Here is a 25,265-nt window from a genome sequence, read left to right as displayed (position 1 = left end):
GCTTATCAATAGAGGTTGCGATAGAATGTGCCGCGTCTAGTTGAACACATAAGGCAACTGAGTATGTAAGAGAGCCAATCACATGACACTTCTTGAGCTTTTCCGTCTGCTGAAAAAGCATCTGCGGATCGTCGTGCTGCTGCCTGTAGCATGTGCCCTTGTCGTAGGGCTGTATTCAGTCTTCTTCGTGCGGAACCAGTACACCGCCACTTCGAGCATGTACGTTCTGGCACAGAAGGACAGCTCGAATTCGAACTCGCTGTATTCCGACCTCAATGCATCCCAGATGCTCACGAACGATGTGGTAAAGCTTCTCAAGAGCGACCGTGTCGTCAACCAGGTCGGCTCCGAGGTGGGCATCAAAGAGCTCAAGGGCTACTCGGTGAGCGTCACGAGCGAGACCACGTCCCGTGTCATCACCCTCTCCGTCACCGGTCCCGATCCGCAGACCGCGGCCGATATAGTGAACAAGATGATCGAGGATGTCTCGGGCGTCGCCCAGTCTGTCATGAATGTCGAGTCGGTGAACCCAGTCGATATGGCACAGGCTCCCGAGAAGCCAAGCGGCCCCAACCGCCTGCTCTATACGCTCGTTGCATTCGTTGCCGGCCTTTTTGCTGCAATAGCGATAGTTGTCGTGTCCGATATGCTCAATACGAAGGTGCGTGGCTCTGAAGACCTCGAAGAGCTCATCGATGTGCCCATCATCGGCCGCATCCCCAATGTCCAGGGAGGGAGATAAGCCATGCTGGGACAGAGGAAATCCAAGTCTGACAAGGTTGTCATGCAGAATGCGCTCAAGACCCTTGCAGCAAATATCCGCTTCTCGTCGGTAGACAACCCGGTACACAGCCTCTGCATTGCCTCAGCCATCCCCTCTGAGGGCAAGACGACCGTCTCCACAGGTCTCGGCAAGGCTTTTGCTGCGGGCGGAGCAACGGTGCTTATGGTCGAATGCGACATGCGCCGCCGTTCCCTTGCCAGCGCTCTGGGCGTCCATGGCAGGCACGGCCTCTATTCCGTCCTTTCGGGACATCACACGGTCCAGGAGGCAGTGGTCTCTGCGGGCACGGCCAATCTCTACTTCCTCGATGCGGAGCCGAGCATTCCCAATCCTGCAGATCTTCTGCAGTCCAAGCGCTTCCATGAGCTGGTCGAGACGCTGACAAGCATGTATACGTATGTGATCTTCGACACGCCGCCTGTCAACACCTTCATCGATGCCTCCATCGTCTCCTCCATCGTCGATGGCACCATTCTGGTCGTGCGTCAGGACTATACGCACAGAGACGATGTGCGCGAATCCTATAAGCAGCTTCAGCAGGCTGGCGCGAATGTCATCGGTGTCGTGCTCAACTACGCCGATGCCGAGGTCTCCAGCAAGTACTACGACTACTACCACGAGAAGAAGGACGCCGACTACAGCGCTGCCCAGGACGACCAGCCTTCCATCGCTGCACGTCCGGAGACTGCGCCCAAGGCGACGGCTCCGGCAGCCGCTGCTGCAGCGATGCCTTCCTATCCGCCAAAGGGTCCTGCTGCCAAGAAGGCTGTCCCGCGTCTCCATCCGCTGCCTGAACAGAACGCGCAGCCGGTGCGGCCCCAGCGCAGCGCCTCTCCGGACGAGACGACAGAGCTTCTGCAGCAGACAGGATATGCTCCCAAGCCTTCATCTCCCTATACGGTCCGCAGGCTCAGGAAGTAGCATCTGATGAGAGACCTGCACTGCCATATACTTCCCGGCGTCGATGACGGATCTCCCAATATGGAGTACAGCCTCCGCATGCTCGATGCTGCCAAGAAGGCAGGCGTCACGTCCATCATCTGCACGCCGCATTGCCGCAGCCCCTACTTCAACTACGAGAAGATGATGGCTGCCTATGAGAGCTTCAAGGCCGCTGCAGATGGCTTCCCCGTATACATGGGCTTCGAGGTGAACCATACGAAGCTTCTGGAGCTGGGCATCAGCACCTGGGCACCGTATCTTGGGTTTGAGCAGACGGGACAGTTCCTGCTTGAGCTCAACACTGCCTGCACCGAAGCGAGCTTCGATGAGTACGAGCGTACGATCTACCGGCTCCAGGGTATGGGATACCGCGTGATCATTGCCCACCCTGAGCGCTATGACGCAATCCGCAAGGATGTGAGCCTCGCCGAGCGCCTGGTGGATCTGGGGTGCGACCTTCAGGCATCGGCCGATTTCATCAAGGGCGGCAGGCTCGGCAACTCCAAGCGCACGGCCAAGAAGCTCTTCAAGATGGGGCTCTACCGCTATATCGCAAGCGATGCCCACAAGGTGGAGCACTATGAGATGCTGGCCAAAGCCAGGGAGCTCTTTGGGCTCAAGGGGTCTCATTTCGCCTGATACGCTGATGCTTCAGGCATTGCAGCGCCAGAGATGGTGCACAAACGAAGGGACAGCAATCCATGGGAAACAGCACACCGAACGGAAACAGATTCCGCGGTGACAATGACACGCGGGCAACGAGAGTGGTCAGGCCCAAAGCTGTGCGCACGACGTCGGGCGTCCATTTCAAGCCGGAAGAGCCGAAAGACTATTTCGGTGCCACCGAGGGTCCTGTGCCGGTGCAGCCTGTCTATGGAGCCTCTGCGGACTGGGATCCCTTCACGGCCCAGAGCTCTGACGCGGGAAGCAGAAGCGCCTCGCACCACCATCACCACCACCACCGGTCGCATGCCGTCCTGATCACCATCATCCGCGTCGTCGTTGCCCTTCTGGCAGCGGCCGGGGTCTCCGGCTACCTCTTCTACCAGAGCGCCAAGACAGTGGCAGCCGATGCGGGCTCGCTCGTGGCAGAGACCTCCACGTTCTCCAAGAGCCTGGCGGGAGGCGACACGGCCGCCCTTTCATCCAGCGCGGAGAAGATCTCTGCCCTTTCCTCTGCGATGACGGAAGAGACTTCGAGCCCGCTCTGGAGCGTTGCTGAGAACCTGCCCCAGGTGGGGTCTGACATCGCGAAGGTGCGCACGCTGGTCTCGGTGGCATCCGACCTCTCTGCCAACGTCGTGACGCCGGCAGCGCAGAATCTCGCGGGTGTCTCGATGGGAACGGTCTTCAGCAATGGAAAGATCGATATCGCGACGCTCCAGACGCTCTGCAATACGATCACGCAGATTCAGCCTGCCATCGCCGCTTCGGCTGCGCGTGTCGATGCACTCGGCACGCCCCAGCTCGAGCAGCTGAAAGAGCCGCTCGCGAAGGCAAAGACGACCCTGGATTCCCTGAACGAGGCAGCGACAGGGCTTGCAAAGGTCGCCCCCTCGCTTCCTGCGATGCTGGGTGCCAATGGCACGCGGAGCTATCTTGTGATCGCGCAGAACAACTCCGAGATTCGCTCCACTGGCGGCTTCCCGGGCTCCAGGATGCTCATGACCATCGACAACGGGCAGATCGAACTCGAAAGCTTTGAAGCGGTGGGTGCTCACTTCCCGGCGGGCACTATCCCTCTGACTGACGAGGAATACGCCGTCGTGAACGACCTCATGCAGACCGGTGCCACCTTCGCTCCGGGCGATGTGAACGCCGTGCCTTCATTCCCGCGTGCAGCGCAGCTCATGGAGTGGTGCTGGGAAGAGGAGGGCAACGACGATGTGGATGGTGTCATAGCGATCGACCCGGTCTTCCTGCAGAGCCTCCTGGCGCTCACTGGCGGTGTTACGACCTCTGACGGCACCGTCGTCGATGGAACGAATGCGGCCCAGATCCTTCTGAACGAGACCTACTATCTGCCGACAGCCGAGCAGGACCCCTTCTTCAGCGAAGTGGCTGGTCTTGCCGTGAAGAAGATCATGGGCAGCCTTGGCTCTGTCTCCATGACAGACCTTGCCTCCACCCTGACAGCAAGCACCGAACAGGGACGTTTCCTCCTCTATATGGATGATCCTGCAGAAGAGGCTACCGTCACTGACCTGGGCGCTGACGGAGAGGTCAACCAGGATGCAGCACATCCAGTCACCGGCTTCTATATCTACGACAAGACCGGCTCCAAGCTTGACTGGTACCTCGATATGAGGAGCAGCGTGAGCGCGTCTGTGCAGAATGCGGATGGCACGAAGTCCTACAACGTGACCGTGACGCTTCACAACACCACGACGCTCGAGCAGATGGAAGACGAGCTGCCTTCCTACATCGTCGGCGTGACGCCCGAGGTGCACCACTACTCGATGATCACCTCCTACCTTGCGATGGCACCTGCGGGCGGCACGATCTCGAACTTCCAGGTGAGTGCCGATGAGGTGAACGCCGAAGGCGAAGCGACGCTTTATGGGAACGATGTGTGGGCAGGCTTTGTCAACATCTATCCCTCCAATACCGCAACCTTCACCTATACCGTGACGGTTCCGGCAGGCACGCAGACAGACCTTGCGGTCTGGACAACGCCGACAGGGCGCAGCTTCGCGTAAGGGAAGCTGCCGCTCGAAAACCCAAGAAGGCTCCGGACGCAGGCTGTCCGGAGCCTTTCTTTAGGGCTCCCTGTCTTTTGGGCAGACAGCGCTGCTGCATCCTTTGGAGGCTGTCTTCGAAGGCAGGGAGCTTCTCCGTCAGGAGGTGACGTTCCGGAGGCGCTGCTGCATGCTCAGGGCTGCCTGGGCAGCACGGCAAGAACGTTTCTCTCAGGGCTTGAATCTGGCATCCAGGCACCCTGCTGCACTGCCAGAGGCTTCAGGACGAAGCGAGGCTGTCCTGGGCTTCATGCCCTGGAAGAAGCTGTCCAGTGCTGCCTGCCAGAAGCAGCAGAGGCCGGGCAGCCTGATGGCATGAACCGATTGATGATGCTGCCTGCGCTCCGCTGCAGGCTTTGACACAGGGTAGCTGCAGCACAGGACGGCTGGGCGGACGCTGCATATGATATGGAGGGTGCCGTTCGGGGGATATTGGCTACCAGAGCAAGGCCCAGGAAGGCATCTGTCAGAAAGGACTCCCATGGACGAGCTCGAGATCATGAAGGAACGCTTCTGTGCCCACCCTTCCCGCCATCCCTCCCTCTCCTGGGGCGAGGTGGTGTCTGCGCTGGATGCCCAGAAGAAAGCATCCCTTGTCTACATGGAGGAGACCGGAGGAGAGCCCGATGCCTTCGTCTTCGAAGGCAGGCTCTATATGGCTGACTTCAGCCCCGAGTCACCGAAGAGAAGATCCTGCTGCTATGACGGGAAAGCACGGGCAGCGAGGAAGCGCAATCCGCCTGAGACGAGCGCCCGGGAGATTGCAGAGGCGCATGGCCTCGAGCTTGTATCCGAAGAGATGTATCTCGCTCTTGAAGAGGCAGAGCCGCTCGATGAGAAGACGACCAGCTGGATCCTCACGCCTGAAGGCATGCGGAAACAGGGAGGTGCGCTCTTCGGCTCCCGGAGATATGGCCGCACGTTCATCTACTGCAACGGAGCGGACTCCTACTATGCGTCCCGTGGCTTCAGGGCCTGCCTCAGGCTGGGATAGCAGGCTTTCAGGATTGCCGTGCCAAAGAAGAAGGGCGCCCGCCTGTGCGAGCGCCCTTTGTGCGTGCTGGGATATGTCTGGGCTCTAGAACTTGACGGACGGTGCCTGGCGTGCGGCCGGATCTTCCACCTTGAAGCCTTCGCGCTTCTTGAACGAGGAGCCAGCGACGATGTTTCCCGGGAAGGTCTCGATTGCGTTGTTGTAGGAAAGCACGCAGTCGTTGTAGCTCTGGCGGGCATAGGAGACGCGGTTCTCGGTGTCGGCCAGCTCGGACTGGAGCTGCTGGAAGTTCGCATTGGCCTTGAGGTCGGGATAGGCTTCGGAGACAGCGAAGAGCTGGCGCAGCGCTGCCGTGAGCTGGTTGTCTGCAGCAAGGCGCTCGCCCGTCGTCTGTGCGCTCGTCGCAGCGGCACGTGCGGCCGTCACGGCCTCGAGCGTTCCGGACTCGTGCTTTGCATAGCCCTTGACGGTCTCCACGAGATTCGGGATGAGGTCGAAGCGGCGCTGGAGCTGGGTGTCGATTGTCTGCAGTGCATTGTCGCAACGGTTGTTCTTCTCGATGATGCCGTTACGCAGCGTGATGAACCAGATAGCAAGGATAATGACAAGAGCGATGATGATGAGTGCAACTGCCATGGAACGTCCTTTCTGATTGGGGACGCCGCGTGATGCAGCATCTGTGCCGTACAGCAGGCCGCTGTACAAAAAATGGCGGAGGGGGAGGGATTTGAACCCTCGAGACGGCTCAGCCGCCTGGCGGTTTTCAAGACCGCTGCATTCAACCGCTCTGCCACCCCTCCGTGGGTGCTCCATCATCATACCCCAAACGGCGTGTCTTCAGTACAGGCAACTCCTTACAGCAGATCGGGCTCAAGCATGAAGGGGACGACTCCTATGTATTCAATGCCGCGCTCATCTACCCAGGGACGCTGATTGCCATCCACAATCACTATCTTCTGGTTGAAATCGCCGCTCTTCACGAGCGATCTTGTCGCCTGGGCGCGTTTGCCGGGGTCATCGACCGTGAGCGCTGACCAAAAGCGCGGCGCAAGCCCCTTCCTTCAGGCATGGGGTCAAGCCGCTCATCGCCGTCAGGTGATAGCTATCTGCAAGCGGTATAATGCTCGCATAAAATGCAAGAGCAACAACAACGTCGTCTACAGCTGCAAGTACCACGTGGTCTTCTGCCCGAAGTACCGCAGGCCGGTGCTGGTGGACGGCGTGGACGAGCGCCTCAAGGAGATAGCGCTGGAGGTGGCGGACGAGATGGGCTTCGACATCATCGAGATGGAGGCCATGCCCGGCCACGTCCACATGCTCTTGGAGGCAGGCCCCCAGCTGGGGATCCACAGGGCCGTCAAGCGCATCAAGGGCAGGACCAGCCACGGCCTGAGGGCTGAGCTCCCCTGGCCCAGGACCCGCATCCCTGTGCTTCGGGCCAGCAGCCATTTCGTCTCCACCGTGGGAGGGGCGCCCTTGGCAGTCGTCAGGCAATGCATCGAGAACCAGAAGAGCGTGTAGCCATGGAAAGGGCCTACGAGATCCGCATCTACCCCAACGCCGCCCAGCGCGAGCTTGTCGAGCGCACCTTCGGCTGCGCCAGGTGGGTCTACAACAGGTGCCTCGAGACCAGGAAGGCCGAATACGAGAGGACCGGGAGATCGCCGTCGGTCTACCAGCTCCAGAAGCTCGTCACGGTCTGGAAAAGGACGGATGCACCCTGGCTTGCCGAGGTGGACTCCCACGCGCTCCAGCAGGCGGCCGTGAACCTGGGGAGGGCCTTCGATGGGTTCTTCCGCCGCTGCAGGGCGGGCGGGAAGCCCGGATATCCGCGCTTCAAGTCGAAGCGGGACACGAGGCAGTCCTACCGCACCAACTGGGGAATCTCGGTGCCGGATGCCCGGCACGTGAGGCTTCCGAAGCTCGGCCTGGTGAGGGCACGAGTGAGCCGCCCCGTCGAGGGGCGCGTCCTCAACGCGACCGTGAAGCGCGTGCCGAGCGGCAAGTACTTCTGCGTGCTCACGTGCACGGACTGTCCGAAGCCCGATATTCCCGAAGGGCGCATCGAGGTCCTGGGCGTGGACGTGGGCATCCGCTGCCTCATGGCCCGCTCGGACGGGAATGCGATCGCAAATCCCAGGAGCCTTGCCAGATCGGAGAGGAAGCTGGCGCGGGCGCAGAGGAGGCTCTCAAGGAAGAAGAAGGGCTCCAGAAGACGCGCCAGGCAGCGCGCAAGGGTCGCCCGCATACATGAGAAGATAGCCAGCCAGAGAAAGGACGCCCTGCACAAGGCCACGACCGAGGCGGTGCGCGAGAGCCAAGCCATCGCCGTCGAGGACCTGGACGTCAGAGGGATGGAGCAGAGCCGCCGCCTGGCCAAGTCCGTCGCGGATGCCTCCATGTCCGAGATGGTCCGCCAGCTGGAGTACAAGTGCTCCTGGTACGGGCGAAGGTTCGTGAAGGTCGGCAGGTTCTACCCGTCGAGCAAGACCTGCTCTGCCTGCGGACAGGTCAATCAGGCGGTCGTGCTGGGCGTGGAGGCATGGACCTGCCCCGCATGCGGGTGCCGCCACGACCGCGACCTCAACGCGGCGGTCAACATCGCGCGGGAAGGAGCGCGGCTTCTAAATGAAGCAGACGGTACCGCAGGGCTTGCGGGAACCGGGGGCGCGAAAGCGCCCCGAACGCTCGTGGAGCAGGCGTAAGACCAGCTTCCGCCGCAAGGCGGAGGAAGGCTATCTGCGTCGAAGCGAGAATCCCCCGGCTTCAGCCGTGGGGAGTGTCAAATAGATATCCAGTTTGCTGCGAAGTCTATTGCAGCAACGTTCGCTGCATAAGGCAATGGCACTGCTTCAATAGCTGATTCGTATAAACAGCCACGCCTTGATTTGAGGCTCGAAGCGGTTCCTCGATGGGCGGCAAAGAAAGGCCCCGCCCTGCACTTCTTATGCATGGCGGGGTCTCTGCAGTGCTCTTGCGAGAGATGGCAGCTCTACAGCGTATGCAGATCCACCTTGGAGAGGAGCGACTCCACGACAGAGCGCTCTGCTGCCTGGGTGCCGGACTGCATGACATTGGCAGAGCCGGTGGCGATGGCAAGCGTTGCGGTATCGGAGAGCCTATACCCGCGCTCCCAGGCAAAGGCGATGGCGGCAAGCGCAGCGTCGCCAGCGCCTACCGTGGAGCCGACGGGCACATGCGGGGCCCTGGCAGAGATCGTGTGCTCCTTCGTGCAGAACAGGGCGCCCTGCTGTCCCAGGGAGACCACGACGGTCTTGATGCCTCCGGAGAGGAGCTCATGCGCGGCGGCGACGATGTCTTCTGTCGTCGTGAGCTCCTGGCCTACGAGGTCGGACAGCTCCTGGAGATTCGGCTTCACGAGCGTCGGGGCTGCATCGATGCCTGCGGTAAGCGCCCTGCCATCCGTATCGAGGAAGACCGCTGCTCCTGCCTGCTTGCTTGCACGGATCCAGGTGGCATAGGTGTCTGAGGGCACGCCTCTCGGCAGGCTGCCCGAGAGCACGACGACATCTCCCTCTTCGATATCTGAGGTCAGACGCTGCAGAAGGTCGAGGAGCTCCTGGGAGTCCACGACAGGACCGGGCTCGTTGATGTCGGTATGGGTGCCGGTCTGGGTGTCGATGATCTTGAGGTTCGTCCTCGTATCGCCCTCGATTGCGACAGAGACGCAGCTTATGCCCATGTCCACGATATCGGACTCTATCTGCGTGCCGACCGTGCCGCCCAGAAGCGCATAGGCGCAGGTCTTGCCGCCGAGCTTGGCCACGACCTTCGAGACATTGATTCCCTTGCCGCCTGCATCGCGGCGCAGGCTCACGATGCGGTTCACGTGGTCGATCTGGAAGCCCGCAATGAGGGCGGTCTTGTCCAGTGCGGGATTGAGGCAGACGGTTCTGATCATGGACATATCCTTTTCCGCCCTGCCTGAGCATGTGCAGGCAGGAGTTTGTGGCTTCCCTTTCAGAAGAGCCTAGCACGCAGGGCATCGGGGGCCCGTGCTTGTGGCTCCCTGATTCGGTGGAGGACCCAAGCTCTGTTGCCGAGGGGAGCCTGCTATGCTTGGGATGCGGATGGAGGCCATACGGGCTCTGCATGGGAGGGATGCATGGAGGAAGGCGCGAAGGAGAACAGGCAGATGGAAGCAGACGAGCGCTTCATGTGCCTTGCACTCGAAGAGGCCCGCCGTGCGGCCGCAGAAGGAGAGGTGCCCATCGGCGCTGTCGTCGTCTTGGACGGCGCGGTTATCTCTTCTGCCCACAACAGGCGCGAGCTCGATCACGACCCATCGGCCCATGCGGAGTTCCGGGCAATGACGGAGGCGGCGCAGAAGCTCGGGCGCTGGCGGCTTTCAGGCTGCACGGTCTATGTGACGCTCGAGCCCTGCCTCATGTGCGCGGGCCTCATGGTGAACGCCCGCATCGACCGCTGCGTCTATGGGGCACCTGACCCCAAGGGCGGAGCCCTGGGGACGCTCTTCGATGTGAGCCACGATAGGCGCCTGAACCATGAGTTTGCGGTCACGTCCGGCGTGCTTGAAGACGAGTGCGCTTCTGTCCTCAGGGAGTTCTTCCAGGCCAGGCGTGCTGCCAGGAAGGCAGAGAAGCGCAGCTCTAGACAATCTGGAACGTCAGGAAGTCCAGATAGTGGGTGTCAGGCATCCCCCAGAGAATAGGATGGTCCGGAGCCTGCTGCCTGAGCTCGATCTGCTTGAGCTGCACATTTGCGTTGTGTGCCGCCTCGGCAATCGCTTCCTCGAGCAGCCTTGTTGTCATGAACCTCGAGCATGAGCAGGTCGCGAGATATCCTCCGCGGGGAAGAAGGCGCATGGCCCACTCGTTGATCTCGCGGTAGCCCTTCTTGGCATGTGCCACGGCAGAGCGGCTCTTCGTGAAGGCGGGAGGATCCAAGATGATGAGGTCGAAAGGACCTCCCTCTTCCTTGAGACGGGCCTTGCTCTTCACAAGCTCAGGCAGGTATTCCACGACATTGGCGCACGTGAAGTCCATCCTGTCGTCCAGGTGGTTGAGCCTTGCATTCTCCTGGGCAAGCGCGATGGCGGTATCGGAGATATCGACGCAGCGGACGAACTCGGCCCCTCCTGCGGCAGCATTGAGGCCGAACGGCCCTACATGGCTGAAGCAGTCAAGGACACGGCGTCCTTTTGCAAGCTCTCTAACCGCTCTTCTGTTGTACTTCTGGTCGAGGAAGAAGCCGGTCTTCTGGCTGTTCTCTATGTCCAGATCGAAGAGAAGGCCGTTTTCCTGTGCCATGACACGGGCGTTGTCCGGTGTGGGGACGCCTGGCTCTTTCCACCAGCCCTTGTGAAGATCGAGTCCCTCGAGCCTTCGCGCGGGCGAGTCTGCCCGCTCATAGATGCCACGGATCTTTTGGCCATCGGAACGCAGGACATCGAGGATCAGAGGGAAGAGCATCTCTTTCCTCAGCTCCATGCCATACGTCCCGACCTGCGCCACAAGCACATCCTCGTAGCGGTCGACAATGAGGCCGGGCACGCCATCCGCTTCGCTGAAGAGGATGCGGCAGCAGTTCGTGTCAGGCTCAGCTCCGGGAAGGGACCTGGCCCCCATGACAGCCTTCCTGTGCTCCCAGGCCCAGAGGATGCGCCTCCTCCAGAATCCCTCATCGAAGCGGTCGTTCGCGTTCTTCGAGAGCACGCGCACGCGGATCTTGGACTCCTCTGAGAGAAGCCCCGCTCCTTGCCAGGTGCCGTTCTCCTCGAAGAGGTCCACGATAGCGCCGTTTTCGACGGGACGTCCGCCAGCAGCAGGTGCGATGGATTCGACCTCTCCCTCGAAGACCCAGAGATAGCCCTGTGCAAGAGTACGGGCCGCCTTCTTCGTGATTGTGGCCTTCGGATAGGGTCGTGCCTGTTTCATGGGGTGGTGCTCCTTGTATCTTGAGATCAGCACTCGAACTTGTCCACGGTGCCCGTGGCATGGGCGTGGACCTTCGTGATGGTATCCGGGATGTCCTCGAGGCGGTAGGGCGTCATCTGGTAGACCCAGTTGAGCCAGTTCCTGTAGAGGAGGTTGGCATGTGCCCTCCACGTGAAGCGCGGCTGGTAGTTGGGATCGTCTCCCGGGAAGTAGTTCACGGGGAGCTTGATCGGCTTTCCTGCATTCGCATCGCGCCAGTACTCGTTTGCCAGGGTATCCCTGCCATACTCAAAGTGCCCTGTCAGATAGATCTCGTGGAAGTCCTTCGTGGCAATGATGGCAGGTCCGCTCGTGATGCCCTCAGACAGCACCTGGAGCTCAGGATGGAGCCTGAGCTCTGCCTCATCGAGCATCGCATGCCTCGAATGCGGCATGTAGTGGAGCTCGTCGAAGCCGTTCGTCAGGAAGTTGTACTCGTCGCAGAGCCTCTGCGGAAAGACCCCGAAAAGCTTTTCCGGCAGGTCAATCTTGTGGATGCCGTACTTGTAGTAGAGCTTGGCCATAGCTCCCCAGCAGAGATGCATGGTCGAGAGCACATGCTCATCCGCCCAGTCGAAGATCTCGGTGAGTTCTTTCCAGTAGTCCACATCCTCGAAGGGCATCTGCTCCACAGGGGCACCCGTCACGATCAGGCCATCGTAGTTGTTGGCCTTCAAGGTATCGAACGTCTCATAGAACTTCACGAGATGGTCGCGCGAATGCGTCGCCTCATGGCTCGAGACGCGCATGAAGTCAAGGCTCACCTGAAGGGGCGACTTCGAGATGAGGCGCAGGATCTGCGTCTCGGTCTCGATCTTTGTCGGCATGAGGTTCAGGAGCACGACACGCAAGGGGCGGATCTGCTGTCTGGCTGCCACTTCCTCTTCGAGGGCGAAGATGTGCTCGTCGTGCAGGATCTTCTTTGCGGGCAGGCCGTCAGGGATATTGATAGGCATGAAAGGTCTCCAGAGTCACTTTCAAAGGGATGGATATGCGCAGGCGCCAAGGCGCCCAAGAGGCTCAGAGCCCCTGCATTCGATAGGAGTGCGTCTTCGGAAAGCTTCCCATTGCGCGTATCCCTTCTGGAGTACATCTGCGTATATGCGACTAGCGTAACACGGATTGAAGGAGAAGATTGCGTTGAGGAGCGGCAAACCCATGCCATTGCTACAGCTCCGTTGCCGCTGGCCGCATCAAGCGGTTAATGGCTTCCCGTATACGCTACGCTGGTGAGGTTTGGAGCTTGGCTCCTATACAAGGCTGAAACGTCCAATGGAGGGGGAGGGGCAGCCTGTGACCATTGTAGACATGCTGCGGCACAATGCCGCGGCATACCCCAACGAGACCGCACTCGTCGAGGTGAATCCGGAGATTCAGGACAACCGCCATGTCACATGGCGCGAGTACGAGCTTGTAGAGACGACAGAGGACAATCCGTATCGGCGAGAGATGACGTGGAAGGTGTTCGACGAGAAGTCGAACCGCTTCGCGAATCTCCTGCTCTCCCGTGGTGTCCGCAAGGACGACAAGGTTGCCCTTCTGCTCTACAACTGCATCGAATGGCTGCCGCTCTACTTCGGCATCCTCAAGACCGGCGCCACGGTCGTGCCGCTCAACTTCCGCTATGCAGCAGATGAGATCGAGTACTGCCTCGACAAGTCGGATGCAACGATCCTTGTCTTTGGTCCCGAGTTCATAGGCAGGGTTGAGCAGATCGTTCCCAAGATCAAGAAGGGACGCCTCCTCTTCTATGTGGGAGATGACTGCCCGACCTGGGCAGAGAGCTACCGCGAGCTTGCAGCGCTGTGTGCCTCCACAGACCCGATGATCCCGCTTTCGGAGGATGAGGATGCTGCCATCTACTACTCATCCGGAACGACCGGCTTTCCCAAGGCCATCCTCCATCATCATCGCTCGCTCACGCAGGCAGCAGAGATGGAGGCAGTCCATCACAAGACCGTGCATGAGGACGTGTTCCTCTGCATCCCGCCCCTCTACCATACCGGTGCCATGATGCACTGGCTCGGAAGCCTCCTTGTGGGCGGCAAGGGCGTGCTCCTTCGTGGCGTCTCGCCGAAGTCGATTCTCTCCACGGTCTCCTCGGAGCGCTGCACGATCGTGTGGCTCCTCGTTCCCTGGGCACAGGACATCCTCACGGCCATCGAGCAAGGGACGGTCACGCTCTCCGACTATCACCTCGACCAGTGGAGGCTTATGCATATCGGCGCCCAGCCCGTGCCGAAGAGCCTCATCAGGCGCTGGAAAGAGGTCTTCCCGAACCACCAGTACGACACGAACTACGGCCTTTCCGAGTCGACAGGACCGGGCTGCGTGCATCTGGGACTCGAGAACATCGACCATGTGGGTGCAATTGGCGTGCCGGGATATCGCTGGCAGGCAAAGATCGTCGACGAGGCAGGAAACGAAGTATCCCAGGGCATGGTCGGCGAGCTCTGCGTCAAGGGCCCCGGCCTCATGGAGTGCTACTACAAGGACCCTGCCGCTACGGCAGAGGCGCTCCGCGATGGCTGGCTCCACACCGGCGACATGGCACGCCAGGACGAGGACGGGTTCTTCTGGCTTGTGGACCGCAAGAAGGATGTCATCATCACCGGCGGCGAGAACCTCTATCCCGTGCAGATCGAGGATTTCATGGCAGCAGATCCGGATATCCAGGATGTGGCCGTGATCGGCCTTCCTGATGAGCGGCTGGGAGAGATTGCCTGCGCTGTCGTGGAGCTGAAGCCGGGCTCTCATGCAACGGAAGACGATATCAACGAGTTCTGCCTTGGGCTTCCGCGCTACAAGCGGCCCCGCAAGATCATCTTCGCCGCCGTTCCGCGCAATGCAACCGGCAAGATCGAAAAGCCGCTCCTGCGCAAGCGCTATGGCGCACAGGGGCTTGTAGACCACGAGAACCAGTCCTAGAGGGAAGACAGGAGAGGGATATATGGCAAAGCAGCTTCTTTCGGGCAACGAGGCGGCCGCCCAGGGCCTCTGGGAGGCAGGCGTCGCGGTAGGCTCTGGCTACCCCGGCACGCCTTCGACCGAGATGCTCGAGAACCTGGTCAAGAAGGATGGCCCCACCTGCGAGTGGGCGCCGAACGAGAAGGTAGCGCTCGAAGTCGCAATCGGTGCCTCCATGGGAGGCGTGCGCTCTGCCGCTGCCATGAAGCACGTAGGATTGAACGTCGCCGCAGACCCCTTCATGTCTGTTGCCAATACAGGCGTGAACGGCGGCCTCGTTCTCTTCGTGGCAGACGATCCTTCCTGCTACAGCTCGCAGAACGAGCAGGATTCGAGGAACTATGCAGCCTTCGCGCGCATTCCGTGCCTCGATCCTTCCGACTCCGAGGAGATGTATTCCTTCGCAAAGGAGGCATTCGATCTCTCCGAGAGGTTCGATACGCCTGTGATGCTCCACGAGACGATGAGGATCGCCCATACCAGGACGATGGTCGAGGTCGAAGGCGAGCGCACAGAAGTTGCTCCCCGTGCCTATGAGTCCCACCCGGAGAAGTATGTCATGATGCCGGCCTTCGCAGTGAAGCGCCGCGTCGCGACAGACGAGCGCGAGGATGCGCTCACGGCATGGGCCGAGACCACTCCGCTCAACCGTGTCGAGATGAGGAGCCCAGAGATCGGCGTCGTCTGCGCCGGTGCGCTCTACAACCATGTGCGGGAAGCGCTGCCGGAAGCATCCACGCTGAAGCTCGGTGTCACCTGGCCGCTGCCGCCGAAGAAGCTCCATGAGTTCGCTTCATCCGTGAAGAAGCTCTACGTCGTCGAGGAGACCTGCACCTACTTCGCAGACCATGTGAAGGCGCTGGGCATAGAGGTATCCGTTCCTCCCATGGGCCCCTTGCCGCGTGGCGGCGAGGTCCTGCCAGCACATATCAAGGCTGCCTTCGGTGTCGGCGAGCCGCCCCATCCCGCCCCTGCCCAGGGGCTTCCGGGACGTCCTCCTGCGTTCTGCACAGGCTGCCCGCATCGCCTCGTCTATGTGGAGCTCCACAAGATGCATGCCATCGTCACAGGAGACATCGGCTGCTATACGCTCGGTGCCGTCGCTCCCTACAAGGCCGTCGATTCCGTCATCGATATGGGAGCTTCGCTCTCGATGGCGCACGGCATGGAGCTGGCGCATGCTGGCGAGAGGTCGAAGCGCCCCGTCGTCGGCGTCATCGGCGACTCGACGTTTGCGCACTCAGGCATAACGAGCTTGCTTGGCACGATCTATAACGGCGGCAAGGGCACTTTGTGCATCCTCGACAACAGGACGACGGCTATGACGGGAGCACAGGGAAATCCGTGCAACGGCGTCACGCTCAAGGAGCAGGCAGAAGGCGTCTCTCCGCTCTCTGTTCCCAAAGGCAAGTACCTGGATATCGAGGCACTGTGCCGTGCCATGGGAGCAGACGAGGTCGAGACGATCGATGCCCAGGATGCGGCAAGCATCAGGAAGGCGCTCCGGACCGCGGTGAAGCATGAGGACAAGCTTTCCGTGCTCGTGTTCCGCTCTCCCTGCCGCCTCATCGACAGGACGACCCACAAGGCACCTGAGATCGTCGACTGCCGCAAGTGCGGGACCTGCATCCAGATAGGCTGCCCGGCGCTTGGCAAGGCCGAGGATGGCTCTGCCGTCATCGACACGAACCAGTGCATCGGCTGCAGCCAGTGCATCCAGTCCTGCCCGTTCGGCTGCATCAAGAGGGGAGAGTAGAGCCATGCCGCACGCAACAGCATCCACCAAGAGCTCCTCGGTCGAGCTTACCGGGCATCAGATAGAGCTCGAAGGCACCCGTACCGTCCTTCTTGTCGGTGTCGGCGGCCAGGGCACGATCCTGGCAGGAAATATCCTGGCCATGACAGCAGCAGAGGCTGGCCTCGACGTGAAGGTCTCTGAGATCCACGGTATGAGCCAGAGAGGCGGCTCCGTCTCCACGGTCATCCGCATGGGAAGCCATGTGGACTCGATGGTCGCAGATCCGGGCTGCGCTGATGCAATCGTCGCCTTCGAGGCGATAGAGGCCCTCCGTGCCCAGCAGTACCTCAAGGAGGGCGGCACCATGATCGTGAACGACGAGACGATCGTGCCGGTCTCTGTTGCCATCGGCACCTTCAAGATGCCGGACGATGTGGAAGCAAGGCTTGATGCCCTGGGGGCCAAGAAGATCAATGCCGGTGCCATCGCACGAGCTGCAGGAAGCCCCAAGTCGACGAATGTCGTCCTTGTCGGTGCCCTCTCCACGACGCTTCCCTTCGACGAGGAAGCATGGGAGTCTGCCATCAGGCGCCGCGTGCCGCCCAAGACGATCGGGGCGAACATCGAAGCCTTCCGTCGCGGCCGTGCTGCCGTAGAGGGATAGCGCGAAATAGCCCATAGAAGCATCAAGAGGCCCAGTCCGGCATGTCCGGACTGGGCCTTGTCATGCCATGCATGATTGAAGATGTCTGTATATAAGAAGAGCCCGACGCATCGGGCTCTTCCGGGTGTGGGCCGAAGCTACACGCTGCAATTCGATGTTGCATCGTAGCATCCGTTAAGGCGAAAGGTTGCCAGATGCTACGTATAAATTTGAACAGTAATCTATCAGAAAACAAACAGGGTAAAATACCAGCAGAAATGTTGAAGTAAAAATCAAAAATAGACCCTTCTAAGGATCTGAAGTTTAGGGTAGTATATAGATGGCGGCAGATATGCTGCTATCAAGCGCCGGGGGGAGTCCCCCGGCAATTTTTTTATATGGAGCTTTCCCTGGGAGGGATCTCTTCTGTGGGAGATTTGAGCGTATTCGTTGATGAATCGGGCACACAGGAAGGGATGACCGACTACTACGTCGTGACCTACGTCCTGCATGACCAATCTGATGACATTTACTCCGTCATAGCGGGCTACGAGCAGTCGCTTCGAGACAAGGGTCTTCCAGATATTCCCTTCCATGCGACTCCTCTCCTGCGTGCCCATGAAGGGTATGCCAACTACTCGATAGAGGATCGCAAGGGTTTTCTTGTCGCCTTCTCGCTTTTGGTAAGAAAGCTACCCATCCGCTACCGGTCCTTCGTCTATCGCAGCAGCGAGTTCGTCAATGAGGATAAGCTCCAATCACTCATACGACGGGATTTGGTGGATCTGCTAGTTGACCACTTGGATTACTTCCAGTCTTTCGAGCACGTGAAGATTTACTATGACCAAGGCCAGCATGCCGTGTCCCAGGCGCTCAAGTCTGCTTTTGACTACGCGCTTTCTAAAAGCGCTACCGTGCGTCGCGAGTCCGACTACCATCATTTCCGGCTCTCGCAGGTTGCCGATTACCTGTGCGCGATTGAGCTGACAGCTGAGAAGTACGAGCGCCACACAGCGACCATGACTGATGACAAGTTCTTCGGAGGAGCACGCTCATTCAAGAAGAACTGGCTCAAACAGGTCCGACATAAGCGGCTGTAGCAGGATTCCTGTGACCAGTGAAAAGGTTGCTGGATTTGGGCTTCTGGGATATGCGTTCTGGAGGCACTTGGATCATTGCCTTGTGCAGAAGATAGAGGTATCGCGATGCGGCGTGAACAACGGAGCCGCATAAGCAATAGACTGGATGTCTGTGACATTAAGCGGAGATTCAGCATTTCGCGACTCTCCGTGGCCAATGGCAGACCTGCGCGCCTTGTGCCGCGGCTGCCGGACATGCAGAAACAGGATCAGGAGCTTGGCAATGAGCGATTTCAGCAATGAACAGGACAGAACGCCGCATCATATGCGTCAGGATGCCCAGCCGTCCGGGGCAGAGCCTGCTCCGGCATCTGTTCCTTCGCCTGCGGTATCCCCGCTTCCGGCGGATTCTGCTTCCGCGAAGCACTTCGGCCAGGCAGATGTAGAGCAGCTCACGCACCGCACGCATCCCAAGAGGCGGCTGCCTATAGCGGCACGCATCCTCCTTGTCCTGGCCGCTGTCGTCGCTGTTGCCGGCGTTGCCCTGGCAGTATGGGTAGGCCATATCAATTCTTCGATGGCGGTAGGAGGAGACGAGGGCAAGGCGCTTTCGCAGGCGCTCGAGGCTCCCAAGACCACGTCGGATCAGAAGCAGGCTCCGTTCTACATGGTGATCATCGGCTCTGACAGCCGCGACGGCGTCGCAGGATCTCGTTCGGACGTCACGATGCTTGCCCGCGTCGATCTCGAGCACACCACCGTCGACCTCATCTCCATCCCGCGCGACACTATGGTGAGCTCCCAGGATGGCACGGTCGAGAAGATCAATGCAGAGTACAACAACGGTCCTGCTGCCACGGTGGAGGCAGTCTCTGCCTTTGCAGGCGTGCCCATCACGCACTATATGGCCATGAACTTCGACGATCTGAGCGGCGTGATCGACAGCCTCGGCGGCATCACGGTCGATGTTCCCGAAGAGTTCACGTCGCGTGATGGCTACCACTTTGCCAAGGGCAAGCAGAAAATGAGCGGAGCCCAGGCGTTCAGCTACGTGCGCGACCGCTACAACGAGACTGGTGGGGATTTCGGCCGTGCACAGGCACAGCGCCAGGTGGTCGAGGCCATTGCCCACAAGGTGCTTGAGAGCAATGCCGCCCAGCTTCCGTCTGTCGTGGAAAGCCTCGCAGAGTCTGTCTCTACCGACCTCTCCGTCACGGATCTCGTAGGCTGGGCCACTGACATCAAGGGCTCCGGCATCAACCTCAAGGTCTATTCCGCCATCACGCCCAGCTACTCGTTCAGCCAGGATGGTGTCTCGTATGTGGGCACCATGTACGACGAGTGGCGTGCCATGATGCAGCGTGTGGATGCCGGCATGGATCCTAACGACACCTCCGCTACGATACCTGAAGCGCAGGCAAACGATGCCTCCCTCGGCGCTGCGACCAATGCTGCATCTCCCAGGGACTACGCAGCGCTTGCGGCAGGTGCAGGGCTTACGACTGACGATGTGGCGCAGTAGCGAATAGCTGGGGAAGGCCAGTGCCAGGCAGCGTCCTGGCTCTCCGGCCTGCTGCGTGGCACCGCAGGCACGCTGCGGCATATCCTTGAATTTGCTCCTGCTCTAGAGGGCGTGGCATGACCTGGCCTGACTACCAGATGCGTGCTGGCACTGCATAAGGCCTGTGACCTGTGGCTGCCATGCCAGGAGGCGTACCTCTCCTGTTCTGGCTGCTTCATGCGGAGCCTTTCCAGGAAGGCAAAGGCGCGGATAGCGCTGCCTTCTTGCCGCGCTCAGCGCTGCTTCAGGGGAAGCAGGATATCGATCGAGAAGCTTTCGCCCTCTGTCGCAGCGGTCGCTGTCCCGCCATGCCGCTTGACCAGGGACGAGAGCTGCTCTGCAGCTTCCTGGAGCGCTGCATCTGCCTCAGCTGTGCAGCTGCCCATGAGATGGATGGCGGCAAGGGAGCCATGGCGCTTTGCAGTGAGGCTCAGGACCTTCGTGTCTGTGACGGGAAGCGTATGTGCAGCATCTCTTCCTGCATCGATCATGAGGGAGAAGATGCCATAGACATCCTCATCGGGGATATGGCTGAACATGGACCCATCTGCCATGCAGGTGAGATCTATCCCTTCCTGCTGGCAGACGAGGCTCTTCTCTGTGAGGACGCAGTCAAGCGCGCAGCTTCCGGTATGGACCTGTGCGTCGTAGACGTTTATGTCGTGGATCACTTCCTGCGCAGCCGAGGCGCTCATGCCCACGCCTTCATCCTGCAGTGTCGCCATGACCTTGTGCCGGATATCGTGCATGCGGGCATTTATGGCCGCAACTGTGGCCGTGCTCTGGGCATACTGGCGGGAGCGCTCCTCGGAGAGCCTGCGTGCGGTCTCGAGCCCTGCTTCGAGACGCAGCTTGTAGAGTGCCTGGTAGTCCGTATAGAGGACAAAGATGCAGATGGCCAGATGCGTCACGCGGAGCGAGAGCAGGAAGGGGACAGGGACCACTCCCATATGCCCCATGCCGCGGATCACCACATCGTTTGCAATGACCAGGAGGATGACCGCTGCCGTCATGCCCAGCATGCCGGAAGAGGATCTGTGGAGCGGCGGCTCGTCCTGGACCTGCCTGATGAAGAGGACGTAGGCAAGGGCAAGGATGAGGGCTTCGGCAATGAGGGTGAAGGCTGCCTCGCCCCAGATGGGGGCTACATGCATGCCAAGAGACTCTGCTGCAATGCGGCAGGTCTCTTCTGCTCCCGAAGAGAGGTTCTGGATCGTATAGCCTGCCGTCACGGCAAAAAGCGCATTCCAGGCAGAGGTGTCGAAGCAGAAGAGGACCGCTGCTGCAAAGGCAGGGATGAGGAGCGCATAGGCAATGAGGTTCAGGACATAGGGCTCCATGCTGCCGGCAGGGGCAGAGGAGGTCCAGATCCAGACGCCTATGAGACCGGTACATCCAAGGGCAAGAAGGCAGATGGCAGCTGCAAGACGCCAGGCGAAGCCGTGCTTCTTCGGCTGATGACAGCAGATGAGCCAGATCGGAAGGCCGAACTCCACCAGATGGTCCGCCACAGCAAGCGCGGCAGCCAGGATGTCCAGGAAGGAGACGCTCACAGGCAGCCTCCGAGATAGTGGGCAAGGGCTTGCAGGCAGCTCTTCTTGTGTCCGCGGCTCATATAGACAGCTCTGCCATCTGAAAGCTCGATCTTCGAGCCTTCCATGCCTGTGGCATGGGCCATGTTGATGATGCAGCCAGAAGAGATCTGAAGGAAGGGCGGCGAGGGGAGCTCGGATGCTGCCTCGCGCAGAGCCTTCCTTGCCAGGAGCTCCGATCCGTCCGCGAGACAGTAGGCAATATCGTGCCCTCGGGTCTCCACGAGGATGAGGTCCCGTGCCTGCACGGCATGGAGCCCCTGCTTGGCCTGGATGCAGATGGTGTGCTCGCTCCGCGCTTCCATTGCTTTCACGGCGCGATCCATCCGGAGCGTCAAGGCTGCATAGTCCACGGGCTTCACGATGAAATCGAGGGCAGACACGGCATAGCCTTCCACCGCATACTGTGCCAGATTCGTCACGAAGATGATCGGCACATCGAGGCCTTCTGCCCTGAGTGCCTTGGCGGCATCCATGCCACCGATCTGGGGAAGCTCGATATCGAGGAAGATGAGGTCTGCCGCAGCTGCCTCCTCGGAAATATCGAAAGCGCTTTCCAGCCGGCTGATCCTGAATGGGTCCTTGTGCTCTTCCCCATAGCGTTCGAGGAGCGTTTCCAGGCGTGCGGCAGCCCTGCTGTCATCTTCTACGATGAGGATGCGGTACACGGCTGTCTCCTCCTGCAATCCCAGCATGCCAGATGGCTCCCGATTTTCCCAAAGGAGAGACAGGTTCTGCCAGATTAGCTGGTCCATTCCCTCTCTCAGATATCGTTCAGCATAGCAAAGCTGGCATGAAAAGGGGCCTGGCAGCCCCGTGTGTGCATGCTGGCAGACGGGGAGAGGAGAGCAATGAAGAAGAGGGAAGAGGGAAAGCGGGGACGTCTCAGGATGAGCAACCGGAAGTTCCGGACACTCCTGATTATCCCGATAGCGCTTGTCTGCATCTTTGCCATCATCGCGACGGCGGCAAGCCAGATCATGTCCTCGACGCTCGATACCTATCTCGGATCGGGCACAACAAGCATCCAGAAGGCAGATGACACCAAGGACTGGGATGCCGACTACTACGATGCAGATGGCATCGATGCAGAAGAGGCTAAGGATGATGCCTACAAGGTAGCGGCACAGGTCCAGGATGAAGGCACGGTCCTTCTCAAGAACGATGGATCGCTGCCGCTTGCCAAGGGTTCTGTGGTCATGCCGTTCGGCGATGCCTATCTCAATCCTGTCTATGGACAGAATGCATCGGGCGGCTCTGCCAAGTGGGTGAAGGATCCGGTGACGCCGGAAGAGGGCCTTTCTGCCTTCACGATCGACAATTCTGCTGTCGATGCAATGAAGGCGGCAGGAGAGCCCGAAGCGCTCGAAGAGGCGCCAGGGACGCTGGCTGCCGGCAAGGCGGGGTCTGCTCTCGGCGGCGACTGCCGCATCTATGAGTACGATCCTTCGATCTATGACGGGATAGAAGAGAACAAGGATGCCACGGGTATCGTCTTCATCACCCGCTCCGGCCAGGAGGGCCAGGACCAGAAGTACGATGCCTACTCTGATGGCACGCCGCACTATCTGGCGCTCTCCCAGAACGAGCGTGGCACGATTGCCGCAGCGAAGGCCAAGTGCGGACACGTCGTGGTCGTGCTCGTGAGCTCGGCGCCGCTTGAGGTCGGCGACCTCATGTCCGGCGACCTCGCGGTGGATGGCCTCATCTGGTATGGACACCCCGGCGAGCGCGGCTTCTCTGAGCTCTCCGATATCCTCGACGGCGATGTGAATCCCTCGGGTCGCACGGTCGATACGTGGTCTTCCGACTTCACGAAGGACCCGAGCTATGCCAATATCGGCGTCCACACCTACTCGAACCTCACGGCGCAGTCTGGCAGCATGACAGACGGCGGAGAGATCCAGCGCACGTACAACGAGTACCAGGAAGGCGTCTACATGGGCTACCGCTACTACGAGACGGCGGCAGAGGTGGATCCAACCTTTGACTACAGCCAGGCAGTCGTGTTCCCGTTCGGCTATGGCCTGTCGTATACAAGCTTCAATGAGGAGCTCGAATCGGTCTCTCTCGATGCTGGCACCGTGACAGCGAAGGTCCGCATCACGAATACCGGCTCTGTGGCCGGCAAGGACGTGGCTGAGCTCTATTCAAGCTCTCCCTACACAGAACTCGACCAGGAGGCAAAGATCGAGAAGCCGGCAGCTGAGCTCCGTGCCTTCGCGAAATCGAAGCTTCTGGACCCCGGCGAGAGCCAGGAGCTCACGCTCACGTTCTCCGAGGAAGACCTTGCCTCCTACTGCTATACGCATGAGAGTCCGGATGGCACGACAGGCTGCTATGTCCTCGAGGCAGGCACCTACGACGTGAGCCTGCGCTCGAACAGCCACGACGTGGTGGCATCGCAGCCCATCGATGTCGCAGATACGACGTGGTATGACGGATCGGATGCGGCACATGTGCGCGAGGCAGAGAAGGCTGCACAGTCCAAGCTCGACGACAATGGCAACCCCATCATCGACAATTCCGCTACCTACACGGCAGCCACGAACAAGTTCCAGCAGAGTTCCGACTATATGAATACAGACTCCCATATCCTCACCCGCAGCGACTGGGCAGGCACGCAGCCCGAGAGCACGGACGGCAAGGAGATTTCCTCTGAGTTCACGGAGAGGCAGGACCTCTTCACGACATTCGATCCTCTGACTGACCCCGAGTACGGCGATGTGGAAGGCTCCAAGGTCTATGCCGCAGAGCAGCCGACCTCCGGTGCCAAGAACGGCCTTACCGTGAGCGATATGCGTGGTCTCGACTACGACGACCCGAAATGGGACGAGCTGCTGGATCAGATTGACTGGAACGCAGACAAGAAGGACATCATCAGAAACTTCTCCGGCGATGCCTATATCACGGCTCCGATCTCTTCCATCGGCCTTCCGAAGACCGTGGACGAGGATGGTGCCAACGGCCTCAAGGTCCAGGGCAATGATGCAGGATACGATATGACCAAGAGCTCGAGCTTCGGCTTCGCGCCGCTCATGAGCTCCACGTGGAACAGGGACCTCCTCTACGAGGTGGGCTCTGCCTTCGGACGCGAGTCTCTGGCCCACGGCATCAACGGCTGGTATGCACCTGCCGTGAACCTCCACCGCTCTCCCTTCTCTGGCCGCGTCTTCGAGTATTACTCCGAAGATCCGCTTCTTTCCGGCAAGATGGCAGCATCTGTCATCAGCGGTGCCGGAGACCAGGGCATGTACTGCTATCTCAAGCACTATGCCATGAACGATACGGAGTCCGGCCGCTCGAAGCTCGTCTGCACGTGGGCAGACGAGCAGACGATGCGCGAGCTCTATCTCAAGCCCTTCGAGATCGCGCTCGAAGAGAGCCGCATGACCGTCAAGTACTCAGGCGACAACGGCGAGATGAAGTCCCGTGTCATGAGGGCAGGAACGGCAGTCATGGCAACACAGACATGCGTGGGAACGCAGCTCGGACACACGAATGCTGCGCTTCTTCAGGATGTCCTGCGTGGCGAGTGGGGATTCGAAGGCATGGTAATCTCTGACTACTGGGTGTGGACCGGAGACAGCCTGCGCGATCTCTGCGTGCGTACGGGATGCGATACCTATCTCTGCATGGACGCGCCCATCATGTGGAGCATCAGCGACTATGACTCTGCAACAGCAAGAGCAAGCATGAGGAACGCAATACATAACATTGCCTATGCGGTAGCCAACTCCAATGCCATGGAAGGAATGGCGCCAGGTGCGGTGCAGAAGATAGGCATCTCTCCCTGGGTCTGGCTCGTTGCAGGCCTCGATGCAGTAGCCATCGTCTTCCTTGTGGGCGGCATTGTACTCATAAGGAGAAGGGCAAAGGCCGAGCTTGCCAATCCATCTGCTTACCGTCGTGGCAGGCGTGCTGAGGCAAAGCTCCAGAAGAGGCTTGAGAAGATGTGGATGCATGATGATGGAGAGCGAGTAAAGAAGCAGTAGCTCTATCTGAGGAGTCCACCACCACTGCCCCTTTTATATGCAGCCCGGCCAGAGAGTCTTCTGTTCGGGCTGTCTTGCAATTAGTGCCTGTTTCCGCAAATCGCGAAAGCAACATTGCTTCGAGCAAGGGGCATTTAGGACAGCTGCCGCGGATAAGTGGGGGCATATGGAGTGGATAGACCGAAGAATTTGATGGGTTCCTCATCGATTTTGACCAGCCTTCCGCTGCCGTCTAATACCCAAGAGGTGCCATTATTGGGCTCTCCGCTATTTAT

General features: G+C 59.8%; 20 protein-coding genes and 1 tRNA gene. 14 read left to right on the top strand and 7 right to left on the bottom strand.

Annotated elements, in window-relative coordinates; all coding sequences use genetic code 11:
* The first annotated feature begins 82 nt into the window (after nucleotides 1–82).
* From ABVS03_RS10275 to ABVS03_RS10255, 5 genes are all read left to right on the top strand, one after another.
* Complete coding sequence (locus ABVS03_RS10275; protein WP_368019031.1) at nucleotides 83–742, top strand: YveK family protein; 660 nt, start codon at nucleotides 83–85, stop codon at nucleotides 740–742.
* Between the two features lie 3 nt (nucleotides 743–745).
* Nucleotides 746–1,705 (top strand): CpsD/CapB family tyrosine-protein kinase, encoded by a 960-nt coding sequence (locus ABVS03_RS10270; RefSeq protein ID WP_368019030.1) that lies wholly within the window; start codon nucleotides 746–748, stop codon nucleotides 1,703–1,705.
* Nucleotides 1,706–1,711: 6 nt separating this feature from the next.
* Nucleotides 1,712–2,365 carry a CpsB/CapC family capsule biosynthesis tyrosine phosphatase gene (locus tag ABVS03_RS10265; protein WP_368019029.1) on the top strand — a complete coding sequence of 218 codons (654 nt, stop codon included), beginning with the start codon at nucleotides 1,712–1,714 and terminating at the stop codon, nucleotides 2,363–2,365.
* A 62-nt stretch (nucleotides 2,366–2,427) separates the two neighbouring features.
* Entirely contained in the window at nucleotides 2,428–4,425 is a 1,998-nt protein-coding gene (locus ABVS03_RS10260) for a DUF4012 domain-containing protein (RefSeq protein ID WP_368019028.1), read from the top strand.
* 520 nt (nucleotides 4,426–4,945) lie between these two features.
* The gene (locus tag ABVS03_RS10255) at nucleotides 4,946–5,458 is read left to right on the top strand and encodes a DUF4256 domain-containing protein (RefSeq protein WP_368019027.1); all 513 of its coding nucleotides are present in this window, start codon (nucleotides 4,946–4,948) and stop codon (nucleotides 5,456–5,458) included.
* 84 nt (nucleotides 5,459–5,542) lie between these two features.
* Here the strand turns inward: ABVS03_RS10255 and ABVS03_RS10250 are convergent, their stop codons facing one another.
* Together ABVS03_RS10250 and ABVS03_RS10245 are read right to left on the bottom strand one after the other, a co-directional pair.
* A complete protein-coding gene (locus tag ABVS03_RS10250) occupies nucleotides 5,543–6,094 on the bottom strand; it encodes a LemA family protein (protein WP_368019026.1) in 552 nt (183 codons plus the stop codon).
* 73 nt (nucleotides 6,095–6,167) lie between these two features.
* Nucleotides 6,168–6,258, bottom strand: a tRNA-Ser gene (locus tag ABVS03_RS10245).
* Nucleotides 6,259–6,586: 328 nt separating this feature from the next.
* On the opposite strand from ABVS03_RS10245, the gene tnpA reads away from it, so the two are divergent.
* Both tnpA and ABVS03_RS10235 read left to right on the top strand, forming a co-directional pair.
* The gene (gene tnpA, locus ABVS03_RS10240; RefSeq protein ID WP_368019032.1) at nucleotides 6,587–6,979 is read left to right on the top strand and encodes an IS200/IS605 family transposase; all 393 of its coding nucleotides are present in this window, start codon (nucleotides 6,587–6,589) and stop codon (nucleotides 6,977–6,979) included.
* A gap of 2 nt (nucleotides 6,980–6,981) precedes the next feature.
* Nucleotides 6,982–8,163 (top strand): RNA-guided endonuclease TnpB family protein, encoded by a 1,182-nt coding sequence (locus ABVS03_RS10235; RefSeq protein WP_368019025.1) that lies wholly within the window; start codon nucleotides 6,982–6,984, stop codon nucleotides 8,161–8,163.
* Between the two features lie 287 nt (nucleotides 8,164–8,450).
* Here the strand turns inward: ABVS03_RS10235 and pfkB are convergent, their stop codons facing one another.
* Complete coding sequence (gene pfkB / locus ABVS03_RS10230) at nucleotides 8,451–9,380, bottom strand: 1-phosphofructokinase (RefSeq protein WP_368019024.1); 930 nt, start codon at nucleotides 9,378–9,380, stop codon at nucleotides 8,451–8,453.
* Between the two features lie 204 nt (nucleotides 9,381–9,584).
* On the opposite strand from pfkB, the gene tadA reads away from it, so the two are divergent.
* Nucleotides 9,585–10,151 (top strand): tRNA adenosine(34) deaminase TadA, encoded by a 567-nt coding sequence (gene tadA, locus ABVS03_RS10225; RefSeq protein ID WP_368019023.1) that lies wholly within the window; start codon nucleotides 9,585–9,587, stop codon nucleotides 10,149–10,151.
* Here the strand turns inward: tadA and ABVS03_RS10220 are convergent.
* On the bottom strand, nucleotides 10,090–11,376 hold the full coding sequence (locus ABVS03_RS10220) for a class I SAM-dependent rRNA methyltransferase (protein ID WP_368019022.1): 1,287 nt from the start codon (nucleotides 11,374–11,376) through the stop codon (nucleotides 10,090–10,092). The two genes, tadA and ABVS03_RS10220, sit on opposite strands and share 62 nt — an antisense overlap.
* A gap of 26 nt (nucleotides 11,377–11,402) precedes the next feature.
* The gene (gene metA, locus ABVS03_RS10215) at nucleotides 11,403–12,371 is read right to left on the bottom strand and encodes a homoserine O-succinyltransferase (RefSeq protein ID WP_368019021.1); all 969 of its coding nucleotides are present in this window, start codon (nucleotides 12,369–12,371) and stop codon (nucleotides 11,403–11,405) included.
* Nucleotides 12,372–12,708: 337 nt separating this feature from the next.
* On the opposite strand from metA, the gene ABVS03_RS10210 reads away from it, so the two are divergent.
* The 5 genes from ABVS03_RS10210 to ABVS03_RS10190 all read left to right on the top strand — a co-directional run bounded on the left by ABVS03_RS10210 (nucleotide 12,709) and on the right by ABVS03_RS10190 (nucleotide 19,364).
* The gene (locus ABVS03_RS10210) at nucleotides 12,709–14,343 is read left to right on the top strand and encodes a class I adenylate-forming enzyme family protein (protein ID WP_368019020.1); all 1,635 of its coding nucleotides are present in this window, start codon (nucleotides 12,709–12,711) and stop codon (nucleotides 14,341–14,343) included.
* 22 nt (nucleotides 14,344–14,365) lie between these two features.
* Complete coding sequence (locus ABVS03_RS10205) at nucleotides 14,366–16,138, top strand: thiamine pyrophosphate-dependent enzyme (RefSeq protein ID WP_368019019.1); 1,773 nt, start codon at nucleotides 14,366–14,368, stop codon at nucleotides 16,136–16,138.
* 4 nt (nucleotides 16,139–16,142) lie between these two features.
* On the top strand, nucleotides 16,143–16,784 hold the full coding sequence (locus ABVS03_RS10200) for an indolepyruvate oxidoreductase subunit beta (RefSeq protein WP_368019018.1): 642 nt from the start codon (nucleotides 16,143–16,145) through the stop codon (nucleotides 16,782–16,784).
* Nucleotides 16,785–17,191: 407 nt separating this feature from the next.
* Nucleotides 17,192–17,863: a DUF3800 domain-containing protein gene (locus tag ABVS03_RS10195; RefSeq protein ID WP_368019017.1), complete on the top strand. Its 672-nt coding sequence runs from the start codon at nucleotides 17,192–17,194 to the stop codon at nucleotides 17,861–17,863.
* Between the two features lie 262 nt (nucleotides 17,864–18,125).
* Nucleotides 18,126–19,364, top strand: coding sequence for an LCP family protein (locus tag ABVS03_RS10190; RefSeq protein WP_368019016.1), 1,239 nt, complete (start codon nucleotides 18,126–18,128; stop codon nucleotides 19,362–19,364).
* Between the two features lie 272 nt (nucleotides 19,365–19,636).
* On the opposite strand, the gene ABVS03_RS10185 is transcribed toward ABVS03_RS10190, so the two are convergent.
* Entirely contained in the window at nucleotides 19,637–20,956 is a 1,320-nt protein-coding gene (locus tag ABVS03_RS10185) for a hypothetical protein (RefSeq protein WP_368019015.1), read from the bottom strand.
* On the bottom strand, nucleotides 20,953–21,690 hold the full coding sequence (locus tag ABVS03_RS10180; protein ID WP_368019014.1) for a LytR/AlgR family response regulator transcription factor: 738 nt from the start codon (nucleotides 21,688–21,690) through the stop codon (nucleotides 20,953–20,955). Before ABVS03_RS10180 ends, ABVS03_RS10185 begins: the two co-directional genes overlap by 4 nt.
* A 156-nt stretch (nucleotides 21,691–21,846) precedes the next feature.
* On the opposite strand from ABVS03_RS10180, the gene ABVS03_RS10175 reads away from it, so the two are divergent.
* On the top strand, nucleotides 21,847–24,990 hold the full coding sequence (locus tag ABVS03_RS10175; RefSeq protein ID WP_368019013.1) for a glycoside hydrolase family 3 N-terminal domain-containing protein: 3,144 nt from the start codon (nucleotides 21,847–21,849) through the stop codon (nucleotides 24,988–24,990).
* Nucleotides 24,991–25,265 lie beyond the last annotated feature (275 nt).

The sequence above is a fragment of the Olsenella sp. AGMB03486 genome, from assembly GCF_040884255.1.
GTDB lineage: Bacteria > Actinomycetota > Coriobacteriia > Coriobacteriales > Atopobiaceae > Olsenella_L > Olsenella_L kribbiana.
The sequence above is the reverse complement of the archived record's forward strand: the minus strand, read 5'-3'. Positions and strand labels throughout refer to the sequence as shown.

Excerpts from the sequence above, each read along its gene's own strand:
- ABVS03_RS10275 (WP_368019031.1), top strand. The coding sequence starts at position 83 with ATGACACTTCTTGAGCTTTTCCGTCTGCTGAAAAAGCATCTGCGGATC.
- ABVS03_RS10270 (WP_368019030.1), top strand. The coding sequence starts at position 746 with ATGCTGGGACAGAGGAAATCCAAGTCTGACAAGGTTGTCATGCAGAAT.
- ABVS03_RS10265 (WP_368019029.1), top strand. The coding sequence starts at position 1,712 with ATGAGAGACCTGCACTGCCATATACTTCCCGGCGTCGATGACGGATCT.
- ABVS03_RS10260 (WP_368019028.1), top strand. The coding sequence starts at position 2,428 with ATGGGAAACAGCACACCGAACGGAAACAGATTCCGCGGTGACAATGAC.
- ABVS03_RS10255 (WP_368019027.1), top strand. The coding sequence starts at position 4,946 with ATGGACGAGCTCGAGATCATGAAGGAACGCTTCTGTGCCCACCCTTCC.
- ABVS03_RS10250 (WP_368019026.1), bottom strand. The coding sequence starts at position 6,094 with ATGGCAGTTGCACTCATCATCATCGCTCTTGTCATTATCCTTGCTATC.
- ABVS03_RS10235 (WP_368019025.1), top strand. The coding sequence starts at position 6,982 with ATGGAAAGGGCCTACGAGATCCGCATCTACCCCAACGCCGCCCAGCGC.
- pfkB (WP_368019024.1), bottom strand. The coding sequence starts at position 9,380 with ATGATCAGAACCGTCTGCCTCAATCCCGCACTGGACAAGACCGCCCTC.
- tadA (WP_368019023.1), top strand. The coding sequence starts at position 9,585 with ATGGAGGAAGGCGCGAAGGAGAACAGGCAGATGGAAGCAGACGAGCGC.
- ABVS03_RS10220 (WP_368019022.1), bottom strand. The coding sequence starts at position 11,376 with ATGAAACAGGCACGACCCTATCCGAAGGCCACAATCACGAAGAAGGCG.
- metA (WP_368019021.1), bottom strand. The coding sequence starts at position 12,371 with ATGCCTATCAATATCCCTGACGGCCTGCCCGCAAAGAAGATCCTGCAC.
- ABVS03_RS10205 (WP_368019019.1), top strand. The coding sequence starts at position 14,366 with ATGGCAAAGCAGCTTCTTTCGGGCAACGAGGCGGCCGCCCAGGGCCTC.
- ABVS03_RS10200 (WP_368019018.1), top strand. The coding sequence starts at position 16,143 with ATGCCGCACGCAACAGCATCCACCAAGAGCTCCTCGGTCGAGCTTACC.
- ABVS03_RS10190 (WP_368019016.1), top strand. The coding sequence starts at position 18,126 with ATGAGCGATTTCAGCAATGAACAGGACAGAACGCCGCATCATATGCGT.
- ABVS03_RS10180 (WP_368019014.1), bottom strand. The coding sequence starts at position 21,690 with ATGCTGGGATTGCAGGAGGAGACAGCCGTGTACCGCATCCTCATCGTA.
- ABVS03_RS10175 (WP_368019013.1), top strand. The coding sequence starts at position 21,847 with ATGAAGAAGAGGGAAGAGGGAAAGCGGGGACGTCTCAGGATGAGCAAC.